Here is a 15,073-nt window from a genome sequence, read left to right on the forward strand (position 1 = left end):
TTTTTATCGAGTTAATATAAAAATATTATTAACAATTTTTTGTTTAAAATGTAAACTCATTTTTTAAACTATTTTTTCAAAAAATATTTATTTCTATATTCAATAACACTAAATAGTTTTAAAACAATTTTATTGACAATTAATTAAATTTAATTACGGAATATGTCCATTAAATACAACAAAAAATAATAAAACACGCATTCTTTTAACTTGAACTATATATTCTACTTTTTCTCTTGCTTGTACTGGTATTCTATTAGGGTGTTATTCAATCAAATACATTGTACCATTAAACATGTGACCTATTAACTTACAAAATTGTCCTAAACTTTCTTGTTGATTTTTAAACTGTACTCCTAAATCATTAGAATTTATTTTTAATGCTAATTCATCTAAAATTATTAAATCTTGTTCCTCAAAAGCATAATTACTTGCTAACTGATTAAAAGTAAAAACATCGTTATAATTAACCAAATAAGAATAACCAGTCTTTAACTTAATAGGAAAAGGACTAACTACTCGTTTCTTATGAGTTTGTGCTAAACAACAAGCAAGAGCAGATTTACCCGTTCTTGGAGGTGCTGAAATAATATAACTACCAACTCGTTTTAAAATTTTAACATTACGAATAGTTATAAGAATTGGATAAATAATTATAATCAAACCTATAACTAATAACACATAACCATATCAAGGCATAATAAACTCCTAACCTATAATTAAACTAATTGCTCTAACAAATAATCATAAAGGTATAATATTTTCTATTCCACTAACAATATCAACATTTAAAGCAGTACTAATCGTATCTGAAAAAATATGTCGTAATAAACTATCTGTTGTAAAAACAAATTGTCTTAATGGTTCAACTGGTAAAACTTTACCAACAACACCATAAAGTACTCATCTAAAAGCATTACGTAAATGTCCAAAGACATCATATCAACTTGGTCTTTCATATTCGGGATTAAAAGGACTATTTGGTGGCACTGGTGTTATATTTTCACTTGAAAAAATATTAACTTGACCAAATAGAACATCTGGTGGAATAGTTAAATTTGTAGTTCCATGAATATCAAAAAATACAGTTAAATGTCTCAAATTAGGAACACGAACTGGCATAGAAATAAAATTATACAAATCTTGCATATAAATATCATTACCAACTGTTCCTTTAAAAACATATTTTGTATTACCCTCATAATCTAAAAAACTAAAAGCAAAATCACCAGTAAATGTAGAAAAACCTTCATAACTAAAATAAAACATAAAACCCTGAATATAAAAACTTAAAGGTTTATCAATTTCAAAATTTAATTCAAAACGTAAACTTAAAGGTTTAGCTCAATGATTTACATTATAAATAAGAAGTTGATTTTTTTTACCATATTGAATAAAATTATGATTAAACATAATACGAGAAATGTCATCTAACTGATATCTCCTAAAAGAATAAACACCAGTTCCAGTATTAAGTGTTGTCTTTTTAACACCTACAACATCACTTTGATATTGAACATCCAAATCATTATCTAAACCACCTATAATTTCGCCACTAACTAATTTTAAATCCGGTTGGTCGACATCAAAATAAGCAGAATTTCATGGAATAGTTGCTCAATCATTAAAATCATTATATTTAACATGTTTAATCATTTCTTTTTTAATATCATAATTAACAACATTAGGGTCATTTGAAGCAATTAAACTAGTTGGTGCTTGAACAGAAGTATTTACAACAAAAAACAATTTAGCAAATTTAAATCACATAATTATTTACCAAACAAACATCTTAAAACTCATCATAAACCATAAAATATAATAAATCCAATAAAAAACTGCGTTCCATAAACTACTAAATTTCATAAAATAGTAGTAAATTGGTCAACTGGACTTCCTATAAACATAGTTCAATAATCAACTATACATTGATGTATTTTATTGTAAATATCTCAAACACTCATACTTAACACCTACCCAAACAATGACCTAAAAATAAATTTAATACTACGATAAATAAAATTAAAAAATACACCTAATACCAACCAAAAAGTCAAATTAAACAAAATATAAACTTCATCAGTAATATTAGTTTGATTTAAAAATATACCAATATCATTACTAGAAAATATAAAAATTAAATGCAATATACTATTCACAAAATCACTCATAATTAATTACCAACTCCTCAACCACTAGATGTTCCAGTAAATTTATTACCACCAGCACCACCTTTAAACTTACCTTGTTTTTTATTTTTTTCTTTTAATTTATCAATACGTTTACTATGAACCTTAGCAATTTTTTTACCAACAAATTTTGAACTACCTTTAATATTTCTATAACTTTGCTTTACAGTCCCCGATGTAGAAACTGGCTGAATGTCAATATTTAAAAAAACTGACATAGCAAACTTTATTAAAAGAATAAAAACAACAAAAGTTCCCAAATTAAAACCTAAATCTGCCATTGGCAAATTTCAAAATTTCATAAAAATTTGTCCAAATAGTTCTAAAACTTTTGAAATAAAAGCAACACCCATAATAAACTACTCCTATATTATTTTTAATAATTTTAAAATTAATGAAAAAGTAAAAAGTACTAAAATAATTGCTAACAATGGTGCTGGCATTGAAACTATTTGTTGTGAATTATCACCAAAAATAAAACTTTTAATAACCAAAGACAAATTATGTAAACCAGAAAAATCAGTAATATAACTTTGCAAAATATTTTGCACAATATTATTTAAAGAAGGTAAAAGTTTACCTAATAAAGGAAAAACAAAAATTATTGCAAAAAATAATTTAATCATAACTATTACCTCCTAAAAACAACTTTAATTTTTTCTATCTAAATCCACGAATAATATGTCCAATAAATTCTTTAATAAATACTAAGACCATCATAAATATTGGAATTAAGACTGGTCAATTTGTCATTATTGAATCACCAGCAAATACTCAGTTAAAAACATAACTAAAAGATTCTAATAATTTTTGACCAATACCTCCAATCATTTCTATTAAAGCACTTAAACCTCTTGGCATACTAATCACCTCCCTCCTCTAATTCTTTTCTTGCTCTTTCTTTACGTTTTTGTTCTTTACAATATCAACAATCTGGGTCAACTACATTGTGTTTTCTATGTTTAAATTTTCAAACTAACTTTTTAATAGTACCTTTAAAAGCCCAAGAAGTACCAAGCACAGCAATTATCACAACTATTCATTTAACCATTATTTTCTACCTCCTAAAAAACTATCAAAACTCATATTTTCATATAATCTCTGTTCAAAATTTCTTTTTGCCTTTTTCTTATGCAACTTTTGTCTTGGCATATTTTTTCATTTATCTTTTTTCATTTTAAACAGCACCACCTAACGTATAAGCATAAGAATAATCCCAATTTAAACTTGCTCTATCTAAATTAATCTCCGACATACTATCATCATTTAAATCAACATCAACCATACCGTCATCTGTACTTTGATAATCATTAACACTGCCATTAATTAATCTTGCTCTTTCATCTGTAAATACTTCTTGTAATTCTGTATTATTATATGTACTTCCCAAAGGTAACAATAAAGTATTTATAATCTCACTTGCACCGGCAATAATCGTAGGAATAGCAAAATAATTATTAAAATTATTATTAATGCCCATTGCTACACCACTACTAATCAAACATCCGCCAGTAGCCATATTTGCTATTTTTCTTATATTTTGAAACCTATTAGGTATTAATTCAGTTAAACCACTAATAACATTTGCTATACCAAAACTATTTAAAGATATATAAGTATCCCAATCTACAAAAGGATTATCAATTATAGGTTTAACAGTTGTAAATGGCGGATATGTTGGCCTTGGTGGTTCAGTAGGGCAAGGTGGTCAAAAACACGGTTCATCTCTTAATAAAAAAACTGACTTATATACATACTGAACAAACTTAGCATAATTTATTAAACCAATTGTCCCAATTCCCAAAAATATCTTTTTATAACTATTAATCACTTTATTTCTAGTAGTAGGTCTTTGATTAATATTCCATATATCAATTCCTAACTTTTTACTAAATAACAATGAATTAATAGAACCTAATACTGGGTCTTTTAAATATTGACCATAATAAGCACTAACTCCTACCATAGCACTTAATGGACTTAATCCAGTTCTTAAAATTTTAGTTAAAGTATAATTACTAGTTTGTTCTAACTCATTAGGCATAAATAAAACTCCTTACTTTATATGCTAATAAGGAGCTTATTTATGAATTATAATCTAATCCATTGGGGCTTAATGAAAAATATATAATCCATATATAAGCCCCTTATTTAATTTTTACTTATTTCTTTTATTTTCTTTTCTTATTCGTTCCATTTCATTAGCAACTCTGTAACACATTTCACAACCATATAATCGTTCATAAGTTCAATCACTACACTTATGTCTCATAATTAAACTTACTTTCTTCTTCTTTAATTGCTTTATTTAAAGCAATATCTAATATACAATTTGGACAATAATATTTTCTAGTATATAAGTTTTGTAAAATTTTTTTAGGACAAATAACTTGGTCACAAAGTTTACACATATAAATTGCTAAATGAAATGCTTGTTCACATGAACAATTATCATTATTAGCCATAATTTAAACTTAACTCCTAACATAAAATAATTATTTAAAATTACCCTTTTAATAAATAACTATTTTCAATTAGAAAGTTTTTTAATATTACCGCTTAAATCAAGTTCAAGTGAATAAAAATTACCAACTTTTAAATCAACACTAGATAAACAATTATTAAAATCACTAGCAAATTCCGGATTATATCATTTATCACGTATTTGACCAGTTGGCACGCTCGTTTGTTTATTTATTTCTACAAACTTCAAAACATCAAACTTTAATGTTTGACCTTTATTATTTTTATCGGGAATAATACGCCCTTTTTCAATATTAACTAATTGAACTTTAAACATAAAAAAACTTAACCTCGCACATTCATTAAAATTTAATTTAATAAGTTAAGCATAGTAGGGTAAAGCTATACTTACAAATTAAGTATAACACAAAAAAAATAAAATTAAAATAAAAAAAAATGAACACTAGTAAGAATGTGCGTAATTACTAATGTTCATTAACCATTATATATATATATATATATATATACAAGTAAAAATATAGAAAAATCAAGTTTTTTTTTCTAATGTAAAACTCTTTTTTTAAAATCTATTTTCTCAAGTTTATTACCAAAAACTTTCTCTGCCCAAGACAAAACATCTTTATCTCTTTGAATTAAATAACCAATTTCACTGGTTCGTAAATAATGCTTATACGATAAAGCACTTAAATATACATATCTTTCGTAATCTTCATATTCTTTAAAATAATCATTTACAACAGTACTTTCAATAATACCACCAATCATAACAGTATCACCATTAGTATCTCTTTGCGATTTAAAATAAAATACATTTGTTGCATTAAAACTTGCTTTAATTATATCTTGAATTGTTAATTTCTTAATACCACGAACTACAATAGGATTTTTACAATTACGACTAAAAGCATAAGCCTTTACACCTATATCCGCTTGATTTATAGATTTAACATCATCTAATGCTTTTGTAACATATTTTCCCAAATATTTAATCACAAATTCATTTGTACCTCTTTTAACGACTTTTAAATCATTAAAACCATGAGTTCATCATTCTGCTAACATACTTTTATGTATCTTTCTATTAAAAATAATATGAAAATGAATTGCTCCACGTTCTTGATATTCATAAACATAAAAATATTTTAATTCTCCTAAATGTTCAAAACGTTTGGGGTCATTTCATCATTTCTTTAATTTAATAAAAAATAAACCAATATCTTTTTTTGCTTTTTTAACATCTTGCATATTATCTTTATATGTTAAAGTAATAAAACTTAACATTTTACTATTATAAAAATTATGTAATGCCTTTTGAATTAAATTAGTTTTAGTACGAGAAGTATTATTTCTTAATTTTTGTTTATTACCAACATAACATTTACCTTTCTTATTTCCAATATTATTCAAAAAAGAAATAGGTAAAACTACATTTTTAACATAACAAGCATAAAAAAATCTTTTTAATATAAAAATCCTGTTGAATATCCATATATAAAATTCGCACATTCTAGGTTTTAAAAAACCAATTTTATAAATTTTAATAACAAACAAATCTTAACATAAAAAATTATAAAAACAAATAATAAAAGAAAAACGATACTTAATTAATATATTTCAGATTATAACAGATATATTCTAAAATTGAAAAGATATTTCTTTAATTTTAAAAAAAATAATTTACAATTTTCTTATGAATTTATTCTAAAAAAATTATAAATATTTATATAGTAATAACTAAAATTAAAAAAATTATTTTATCTTTTAATGTTTTAAAAATTAAAACTAATGATAGAATTAAACCATAAAATAAATTAAAAGAAAAGGTAGTGAACACATGCATAATGAAAGCAAAATACAACATATTAATTCTATAAAAGAAGTTGAGCAACTTTTACAATCAAAAAAAATAACAGTAATTGATTTTTCAGCAGAATGATGTGGTCCTTGTAAAATGTTAGGGCCAAGATTTGAAAATGTTGCTAATGACGAAAAACACAAAAATATTAATTTTATTAAAGTTGATGTTGACAAAGCTAAAGAACTAGCAAAAGATTATGAAATCCAATCAATTCCAACATTAATTTATTTTAATAAAGAAGGAAAAGAAGTTAAAAAAACTTTTGGTTTAGTTTCTGAAAAAGATATGACTAATATTATCGAAGAAATAGGAAAATAAGGTATTTATAATGGCTATTAAATTAATTGTTCTTGATCTAGATGGAACTTTATTGAAAAGTAGATGAAAAATTCATCCTAAAAATCTAATTGCAATTCAAAAAGCATATCAAAAAAATATTAAAGTTATTATTGCAACAGGAAGAGCACCAAGTTCAACCATTGATATTGCAAAATCATGTTTAATGCATGAAAAAACCGGTCATATTATTTGTTATAATGGTGGTAACATCCTTGATATTACTAATGATAATAGATTAGATATATTAGACTTCTTGCAAAACTATGATATTAATCACATTTTTTAAGTTTAAAAATTTATTTTAATAACACTTTTAATATTTTTTAAAAATTATTGTTCAAAATATGTTTTATTTTTTGTCATTAAAATACAACAAAAATTATTATTTCAAATAAAAAAATAAAATATTAAATTATCAAATATATTTAAATTAATAATTGTAAATTATAAATTGAAGCTATTAAATTAAATCTTAATGCAAATTTTTTTCTTCTATTTCGATATTTTTCACTAATAATTTTAAATTTTTTAAGAATCGCAAAAACATGTTCAATAACAACTCTCATTTTTGAAATAGCCTTATTATTTTTCTTTTCTTCTTTAGTTAAAGGGTTTTTCTTTGATTTTCGTTTAGGTAATAAGACATTTTTATGTATGTTTTGTATACCTTGATATCCTAAATCTACTAAAATAGTTGTTTCTGATAAAAATTTCGTTTTTGAATTTTTTAAAATTTTAAAATCATGATTTTTACTATAAGAAAAATAAGAACTTATAATTTTTTTACTATCTTTTTCAATTATGACTTGAGTTTTTATTGTATGTTTTTTCTTTTTTCCTGAATAATATTGTTTTTGAATTTTTTTGGGCGTTGAATAGTACTTTCAGTCACATCAATGATAACTGTTTTATCTTTAAAATTATTATTTAACAGTGATTTTTGCCCATCAAGTTGTTGAAAATCAGGATGTTTTATTAAAGTATTTTCTATTCACTTGATATTCCTATAGCAACTACTTTCACTAATTCCATAACTTTTAGCAATATGAAAATAAGTTCGATACTCTCTTCAATATTCTAAAGTCATTAATAAACGATTTTCTAATGATAATTTATTAGGTGTACCACCATTTTTAAACTTTTTTACTTCTTCTGTCTTTAAAATTTCTAGAATTTTATTAAAAATAATATCATTTATACCAGTTAATCTTAATAATTCTGGATTGTTAATAGTTTTTAATTTATCAAACATCATAGATTACCTATCTTTTTTATTTTTAATTTTATTTTAAAAATTAAATTTTTAATAGATAGGTTTTGCAAGAAGTCTATTGTATGAAAAATCATTAACAAAAGAACAAATACAAACAATAATTAAATTTGCTAATAAAAATAATTTAGCAATGTGAGGATATAGTACCGATAATAAAACAGGCTTAATTAATCGCAGATCACTAAAAGTTAAAATTATGGAAAATTTTAATAACCTACCAACTAAACAAATTGATGAGAATACCGATGAGGGTATGTATAAAATTTTATTATTTTGTAAAAAGAAAAAACAAGTTAATCCAATTTTAGAACAATTAAATACTATAAAAGATTTAGAACTTGCTACTTCTTCTCATAGTGTTATCGAAATTAATCCAATTGGTGTTAATAAAGCTGCTGCTGTACAATTTTTATGCAAAAAATGAAATATTATTCCTGAGCAAGTACTAGCTTGTGGTGATGGTATGAATGATTATAAATTAATAAAATGGGCTAAATATGGTATTGCAATGCAAAATGCTCATCCTAATTTAAAAGAAATAGCATATGATGTTACTAGTAAAAATACTTGTGGTGGTGTTGCAAAAGCTATCGATAAATATGTATTTCCTAAATCAGAGTTTGAATAAATAATAGTTTAATTTTCTAATATAGTTTATTATCAAATATAACTTTAAAAATGCTGGACAATTACCAGCATTTTTAATTCAATATCCTTTATACTTAAATAAATATTTTTCAAATTTGCATTCTTTTAATATAAACTAACTATTCATTGAATTATTAAAAGTATCTTTATCTAATACTATAGAAAAAATAAGACTATCATTATAAAAAAATGAATCTTCACCAATTCAAAATTTAATAGACTTCTTGCAAAACCTATCTATTAAAAATTTAATTTTTAAAATAAAATTAAAAATAAAAAAGATAGGTAATCTATGATGTTTGATAAATTAAAAACTATTAACAATCCAGAATTATTAAGATTAACTGGTATAAATGATATTATTTTTAATAAAATTCTAGAAATTTTAAAGACAGAAGAAGTAAAAAAGTTTAAAAATGGTGGTACACCTAATAAATTATCATTAGAAAATCGTTTATTAATGACTTTAGAATATTGAAGAGAGTATCGAACTTATTTTCATATTGCTAAAAGTTATGGAATTAGTGAAAGTAGTTGCTATAGGAATATCAAGTGAATAGAAAATACTTTAATAAAACATCCTGATTTTCAACAACTTGATGGGCAAAAATCACTGTTAAATAATAATTTTAAAGATAAAACAGTTATCATTGATGTGACTCAAAGTACTATTCAACGCCCAAAAAAAGTCAAAAACAATATTATTCAGGAAAAAAGAAAAAACATACAATAAAAACTCAAGTCATAATTGAAAAAGATAGTAAAAAAATTATAAGTTCTTATTTTTCTTATGGTAAAAATCATGATTTTAAAATTTTAAAAAATTCAAAAACGAAATTTTTATCAGAAACAACTATTTTAGTAGATTTAGGATATCAAGGTATACAAAACATACATAAAAATGTCTTATTACCTAAACGAAAATCAAAGAAAAACCCTTTAACTAAAGAAGAAAAGAAAAATAATAAGGCTATTTCAAAAATGAGAGTTGTTATTGAACATGTTTTTGCGATTCTTAAAAAATTTAAAATTATTAGTGAAAAATATCGAAATAGAAGAAAAAAATTTGCATTAAGATTTAATTTAATAGCTTCAATTTATAATTTACAATTATTAATTTAAATATATTTGATAATTTAATATTTTATTTTTTTATTTGAAATAATAATTTTTGTTGTATTTTAATGACAAAAAATAAAACATATTTTGAACAATAATTTTTAAAAAATATTAAAAGTGTTATTAAAATAAATTTTTAAACTTAAAAAATGTGATTAATATCATAGTTTTGCAAGAAGTCTAATGTAAATACCAGAAGAATCATGTCAAATAAAAACAGATGAATTAATATATGCATGTCACATAAAACCACTTACAGAAAAATTATTATCAATTTTAGCAGAATTATCAATCGCTTCTGTTATATCTTTTGTGCTAATTTTAATATTATGTTTTTGAGTACTTTGACTTGAATCACCAGCAGAAATAAAAGAATTATTATCAAAGCTGATACTAGGAAATAAAGTAGTAAAATCATCCCAAGATTTAGCATAGTCAGTTCAATTTGAAAATATATTTTTTTGCTCACTATTATAAACATTTGTAGAATCTGTTCCATTATAATTAGTAGTATAATTAAAATTTACATTTTGTGTAATATTATCATTTTTAAATTTATTATAATAAATTTCAATTAAATTATTATTATTATCAAAAATATAGTTTAATGAATAGTTCTTGTCACTAATATTAAATGGAAGATTATAAATAAAATTATAAATATCTTTATTATCAACAATTAAATCAACAATTTTAGTAGCTAATTCATTATTAATTTTTCCTTTTAAACTACTTTGACTAATAAAATAATTAGACAACTTCTCAGCAATTGTTCTATCAATTTTATTAGATAATGTTGCTTTAGCAATATAATATAGACCCAATGTTTCACTTAAATTATCACTATGCTCAACTTTATGACCACCTGTTTGTTGTGAAATATCAATGTGTTTTTCAATTCCACCTTGCTGAATTAACTTTCAATCTTGATTATCACCACTAAAGTAAGAAGTACTATATTCACTTTTACTATATGGATTATATGTATCTTTAATAGTAGTTACTTTTTTAGTATTATTCATTTCTTGTTTTGTATTTTCAATATCTGATTTATCTTTATCAGGAACAATTACTTTGGTATTATAAACTAGATTACCTGTTGTATCTACTAAAAAAGTATTTTGAGCATTGGCAAAAGTATAACTTTTTAATGCTGAAGTATCATAACTGTAAAATTTATAATCGGTTATTGATTGGTTAGTAATTCAATCACTAGTACCTAAAATATTTCATTGATTATTAAATAATGAATTTGTAGAATTCTTTATTGATGATTTATTTGTTAAGCTACTGTTATTAACAATATTATCATTAATACTATTAATAACAGTATTACTTGTTAAAGTTAATGTTGTTAATGTACTTAAAGTAATTAATAATTGTTTCATTCATATACCTACCTTTTAAATAATACAATTTTAATAATTAGATATCTTTTTATATATACTCATTAAAATTATAACGATATTGAATTTATATCGTTATTTATAATATAACACAAATTTTTCTTATTTTTTTTAATAAAATCTCATTTAAAAATGTTTAAAAATTAATCTAATATTTTGAATTAAGTTAATAATAAAAAAATATATTATAATTAAACTATACACAGATAAAACTTTTGTTCTTAATGATGTTTAGAGAGAGGTGAAAGTAATGGAATTTGATTTTGATGTTATTACTATTGGTGCTGGTGTTATTGGTGCTGCTATTAGTGATGAATTATCAAAAAGAAACTTAAAAGTAGTTATTTTAGAAAAAAATTTAAGAATTGCCCAAGAAACATCAGAAGGAAATTCTGGAGTCATTCATGGTGGATTTGATCCAACACCAGGAAAACTAAATGCTAAATTAAATCTGGAGGGCAGAAAATTATATGAAAATGATTGATTTAAAAATTTAGATTTTCCATGAAAAAAAATTGATTCTTTAATACTTGCTTTTAGCAAAGAAGAAAACTCAGAAATACAAAAATTATATGCACGTGGTATTACTAATGGTCTTGCTAAAAAAGAATTATCAATATTAACAAGAGAAGAAGTAATTTCATTAGAACCTAATGTTAACCCAAAAGTTACTAGTGCACTACTTTGTTCTGCTTCATATGCTGTTGATCCAGTATTATTAACACAATCTTTAATTAATCGCATGATTAAAAATAGAGGACAACTAAAAGTTGATCATCAAGTAATTAATATTGAAACATTAAATTCAGGTTTTCGAGTTACTTGTTTAAATAATCAAAAAAAAGTAACTTTTACTTCAAAATATATTATTAATGCTGCTGGTGATTATGCTGATGATATTGCAAAGTTAATAAATTGTCAAGATTTCACTTTAAAAACTAGAAGAGGACAGTATTGTATTCTTGAAAAAACCGAAAATCATATTATAAATAATCACATTCTATTTATGATACCTACTATTAATGGTAAAGGAGTAATAGTTGCTCCAATGCTTGATGGTCATATCTTGGTGGGTCCTACTTCTCATGAAAATGTACCGAAAAGTGATACTAGATTAATTACAATTGAAGATATTGAACTTATTAATAAAATTGGTCTAAAAATTATTCCAATTTTAAATATTAATAAAACTTGTAAAGTAATTAGTGGTTCACGAGCAATTTGTGTTGAAACTGATGATTTTTTCATAAAATTTGCTAGTAATAATACTAACTTTATTAATGTTGCTGGTATTAAATCACCAGGTCTAAGTTCAGCACCAACAATTGCTTTACTAGTAGCAAATATGATAAAAAATATTTAATTTAAGGAGGAAAATATTATGCCAGAAGTCTCACAAGTAATTATTGGTGAACTATTTGGCACATTTATCCTAATTTTACTAGGAAATTGTGTTGTTGCCAACGTTTTATTAAAAAAAACAAAGGGAGAAAATAGCGGTTGACTTGTTATTTGTACTGGATGAGGATTTGCTGTTACTATTGGATTATGAGTTGCTAATAAAAAAACAGTTTTTATTGGGGAAAACTTCCTTTATATTCCATTATATATTTTATTTCAATTTTTAGGTGCAATGTTAGGACAATTAGTTGTTTACTTAGCATATTTTAAACAATATAACATTACTGAAGATAATAATAAAATTTTAGCAACTTTTGCAACAGCTCCAGCCGAACGTAGTTATATTTGAAATACTATAACAGAAATTATTGGAACATTTATGCTAGTTATGATTGTTTGTGCTACTATTGGTATTAAAAATTTAGTTATTAATTCACAAATATTTAATAGTGGTTCTGCGTTTATTACTGGACCTGCGACTGTTGGTATTGGTGTTATGGTTATTGGACTTGCTATTGGTGGACCAACAGGTTTTGCTATTAATCCAGCTCGAGATTTAGGACCACGAATTATTCATGCTATTTTACCAATAGCAAATAAAGGAAGTTCTGATTGAAAATATGCTCCAGTTCCTGTTATTGGACCAATTTTAGGAGCAATTATTGCTGGTGGTTTAATTCAAGTAATTGAAATACTTTAATAAAAGTACAGAAAGGATAAATAATATGTCAGAAGAAAAAAAATATATTATGGCATTAGATGAAGGTACATCTAGTTGTCGTACTTTAATTATTGATAAAGAAGGAAAAATTACTGGTATCCATCAAATTGATATACCTCAGCATTATCCCCCTCAATCAGGTTGAGTTGAACATGATGCACTTGGAATTTGAAATAATCAATTAACAACAATGCAACAAGCTTTAAATAAAAGTAATATTAAATCTAATCAAATTGAAGCAATTGGTATTACTAATCAACGTGAAACAACAGTAGTATGAAATCGTGATACAGGTTTACCAATTTATAACGCTATTGTTTGACAAGATCGCAGAACAGCAGATTACTGTGAAGAATTAGCAAAAAAAAGATGAAAAGAAAAAATTCATAAAAAAACCGGCTTACTAATTGATTCTTATTTTTCTGCTACTAAAATAAAATGAATTTTAGATAATGTTAAAAATGCACGTGAATTAGCAAAAAAAGGAAAACTAGCTTTTGGTACTATTGATAGTTGATTAATTTATAAAATGACAAATGGTATTGAAAATAATGTTGAAAAAACTAAACATGTTATTGACATTACAAATGCTTCACGAACAATGTTATTCAACATTAATACTAAAAAATGAGATGAAGAATTACTAGAATTATTTAATATTCCTAAAAATATGTTACCAGAAGTAGTTCCCAGTTCAGGTAAAATTGGAACTACTTATAAAGGAATGTTATTCCAAAATGATGAGCAAGAAATTCCTATTACTGCTTCAATTGGTGATCAACAAGCTGCATTATTTGGTCAATTATGTTTAACACCTGGTGAAATCAAAAATACTTATGGTACTGGTTGTTTTATTTTAATGAACATTGGAAATACTCCTCTTTTTTCAAAACAAGGTTTACTAACGACTATTGCTTATCAATTATCAGGCGAAGAACCAGTTTTTGCTTTAGAAGGTTCAGTTTTTATTGCAGGGGCTGCTGTTCAATTTTTACGTGATCAATTACGAATGTTATATCGTTCCGATGAAAGTCTATGATATTCACAAATTGTTGATCCCAAAGAAGAACAACGTATTTATGTAGTACCTGCTTTTGTTGGTTTGGGTGCCCCTTATTGAGATTCAACAGCACGTGGCGCTATATTTGGTTTAGAACGTGGTACGAAGCGTGAACATATTGTTAAAGGTACCATTGAATCATTAGCTTACCAGTCACAAGATGTTATTCTGGCAATGCAAGCAGATGTTAAATTAAATAAAGATTTAAAAGATTTAAAAATTAAGATTAAAGTTGATGGTGGAGCAAGTAATAATTCATATATTATGCAATTCCAAAGTGACATTACTCGTACTAATTTAATTAAACCTAAAAATACTGAAACTACAGCAATGGGTACTGCTTACTTAGCAGGACTTGCAATTGGATTTTGAAATATTAATGATATTAAAAAAATAAATAAAATTGAAAAAGAATATAAACCAATTATGATAGAAAAAAAAGCAGAAACTTTTTATAAGGGTTGACAAGAAGCAGTTAAAAGAACACGTGGTTGAACTACTTCTATTAAATAAAAATAACTGAATTGACAGTATAAAATAATTAAGTAAATTTACTTAATTATTTTATTTTGTGA

Annotated in this window: 21 protein-coding genes; 7 read left to right on the forward strand and 14 right to left on the reverse strand. The window is 24.2% G+C overall.

What is annotated here, in order from left to right:
* Positions 1-264: 264 nt before the first annotated feature.
* From AACL24_RS08045 to AACL24_RS08100, 12 genes are all read right to left on the reverse strand, one after another.
* Positions 265-699, reverse strand: coding sequence for a hypothetical protein (locus AACL24_RS08045; protein ID WP_339045993.1), 435 nt, complete (start codon positions 697-699; stop codon positions 265-267).
* Between the two features lie 9 nt (positions 700-708).
* Positions 709-1,749 (reverse strand): hypothetical protein, encoded by a 1,041-nt coding sequence (locus AACL24_RS08050; RefSeq protein ID WP_339045995.1) that lies wholly within the window; start codon positions 1,747-1,749, stop codon positions 709-711.
* Positions 1,750-1,772: 23 nt separating this feature from the next.
* Positions 1,773-1,964: a hypothetical protein gene (locus AACL24_RS08055; RefSeq protein ID WP_338956933.1), complete on the reverse strand. Its 192-nt coding sequence runs from the start codon at positions 1,962-1,964 to the stop codon at positions 1,773-1,775.
* Positions 1,965-2,173: 209 nt separating this feature from the next.
* Entirely contained in the window at positions 2,174-2,542 is a 369-nt protein-coding gene (locus AACL24_RS08060; protein ID WP_338956929.1) for a hypothetical protein, read from the reverse strand.
* A gap of 12 nt (positions 2,543-2,554) precedes the next feature.
* Positions 2,555-2,815: a hypothetical protein gene (locus tag AACL24_RS08065; RefSeq protein ID WP_339045997.1), complete on the reverse strand. Its 261-nt coding sequence runs from the start codon at positions 2,813-2,815 to the stop codon at positions 2,555-2,557.
* 34 nt (positions 2,816-2,849) lie between these two features.
* Positions 2,850-3,050: a hypothetical protein gene (locus AACL24_RS08070; protein WP_339046001.1), complete on the reverse strand. Its 201-nt coding sequence runs from the start codon at positions 3,048-3,050 to the stop codon at positions 2,850-2,852.
* A 1-nt stretch (position 3,051) separates the two neighbouring features.
* A complete protein-coding gene (locus tag AACL24_RS08075) occupies positions 3,052-3,240 on the reverse strand; it encodes a hypothetical protein (RefSeq protein ID WP_338960158.1) in 189 nt (62 codons plus the stop codon).
* Positions 3,240-3,365 (reverse strand): hypothetical protein, encoded by a 126-nt coding sequence (locus tag AACL24_RS08080; RefSeq protein WP_339039527.1) that lies wholly within the window; start codon positions 3,363-3,365, stop codon positions 3,240-3,242. Before AACL24_RS08080 ends, AACL24_RS08075 begins: the two co-directional genes overlap by 1 nt.
* Position 3,366: 1 nt before the next feature.
* Positions 3,367-4,233 (reverse strand): hypothetical protein, encoded by an 867-nt coding sequence (locus tag AACL24_RS08085; RefSeq protein ID WP_339046004.1) that lies wholly within the window; start codon positions 4,231-4,233, stop codon positions 3,367-3,369.
* A gap of 217 nt (positions 4,234-4,450) precedes the next feature.
* Entirely contained in the window at positions 4,451-4,654 is a 204-nt protein-coding gene (locus AACL24_RS08090) for a hypothetical protein (protein WP_339046006.1), read from the reverse strand.
* Positions 4,655-4,713: 59 nt separating this feature from the next.
* Positions 4,714-4,989 (reverse strand): hypothetical protein, encoded by a 276-nt coding sequence (locus AACL24_RS08095; protein WP_339046008.1) that lies wholly within the window; start codon positions 4,987-4,989, stop codon positions 4,714-4,716.
* A 224-nt stretch (positions 4,990-5,213) separates the two neighbouring features.
* On the reverse strand, positions 5,214-6,080 hold the full coding sequence (locus AACL24_RS08100; RefSeq protein ID WP_339046010.1) for a rolling circle replication-associated protein: 867 nt from the start codon (positions 6,078-6,080) through the stop codon (positions 5,214-5,216).
* A gap of 427 nt (positions 6,081-6,507) precedes the next feature.
* Between AACL24_RS08100 and trxA the strand changes: the two genes are divergently transcribed.
* Together trxA and AACL24_RS08110 are read left to right on the forward strand one after the other, a co-directional pair.
* On the forward strand, positions 6,508-6,849 hold the full coding sequence (gene trxA / locus AACL24_RS08105) for a thioredoxin (protein WP_199188855.1): 342 nt from the start codon (positions 6,508-6,510) through the stop codon (positions 6,847-6,849).
* A gap of 10 nt (positions 6,850-6,859) precedes the next feature.
* Complete coding sequence (locus AACL24_RS08110) at positions 6,860-7,156, forward strand: HAD-IIB family hydrolase (RefSeq protein ID WP_339046012.1); 297 nt, start codon at positions 6,860-6,862, stop codon at positions 7,154-7,156.
* A gap of 139 nt (positions 7,157-7,295) precedes the next feature.
* On the opposite strand, the gene AACL24_RS08115 is transcribed toward AACL24_RS08110, so the two are convergent.
* Positions 7,296-8,125 (reverse strand): IS5 family transposase gene (locus AACL24_RS08115; protein ID WP_339046014.1). Its coding sequence is split into 2 segments (ribosomal slippage): positions 7,296-7,729 and positions 7,729-8,125, totalling 831 coding nucleotides; the frame shifts between segments, so codons are not numbered across the junction.
* Between the two features lie 76 nt (positions 8,126-8,201).
* On the opposite strand from AACL24_RS08115, the gene AACL24_RS08120 reads away from it, so the two are divergent.
* Together AACL24_RS08120 and AACL24_RS08125 are read left to right on the forward strand one after the other, a co-directional pair.
* Complete coding sequence (locus AACL24_RS08120) at positions 8,202-8,771, forward strand: HAD-IIB family hydrolase (RefSeq protein ID WP_339046016.1); 570 nt, start codon at positions 8,202-8,204, stop codon at positions 8,769-8,771.
* A gap of 312 nt (positions 8,772-9,083) precedes the next feature.
* Positions 9,084-9,913 (forward strand): IS5 family transposase gene (locus AACL24_RS08125; protein ID WP_339046018.1). Its coding sequence is split into 2 segments (ribosomal slippage): positions 9,084-9,480 and positions 9,480-9,913, totalling 831 coding nucleotides; the frame shifts between segments, so codons are not numbered across the junction.
* A 152-nt stretch (positions 9,914-10,065) separates the two neighbouring features.
* Here AACL24_RS08125 and AACL24_RS08130 read toward each other — a convergent pair.
* Positions 10,066-11,298 carry a hypothetical protein gene (locus AACL24_RS08130; RefSeq protein WP_339046020.1) on the reverse strand — a complete coding sequence of 411 codons (1,233 nt, stop codon included), beginning with the start codon at positions 11,296-11,298 and terminating at the stop codon, positions 10,066-10,068.
* A 268-nt stretch (positions 11,299-11,566) separates the two neighbouring features.
* Between AACL24_RS08130 and glpO the strand changes: the two genes are divergently transcribed.
* The 3 genes from glpO to glpK are packed head-to-tail and all read left to right on the forward strand — an operon-like array spanning position 11,567 to position 15,011.
* On the forward strand, positions 11,567-12,679 hold the full coding sequence (gene glpO, locus AACL24_RS08135) for a type 2 glycerol-3-phosphate oxidase (protein WP_339046022.1): 1,113 nt from the start codon (positions 11,567-11,569) through the stop codon (positions 12,677-12,679).
* Between the two features lie 18 nt (positions 12,680-12,697).
* On the forward strand, positions 12,698-13,417 hold the full coding sequence (locus AACL24_RS08140; protein ID WP_339046024.1) for an MIP/aquaporin family protein: 720 nt from the start codon (positions 12,698-12,700) through the stop codon (positions 13,415-13,417).
* A 25-nt stretch (positions 13,418-13,442) separates the two neighbouring features.
* Entirely contained in the window at positions 13,443-15,011 is a 1,569-nt protein-coding gene (glpK, locus tag AACL24_RS08145) for a glycerol kinase GlpK (RefSeq protein ID WP_339046026.1), read from the forward strand.
* Positions 15,012-15,073: the final 62 nt, after the last annotated feature.

The organism is Spiroplasma endosymbiont of Colias croceus (genome assembly GCF_964020095.1).
GTDB lineage: Bacteria > Bacillota_I > Bacilli_A > Mycoplasmatales > VBWQ01 > Spiroplasma_E.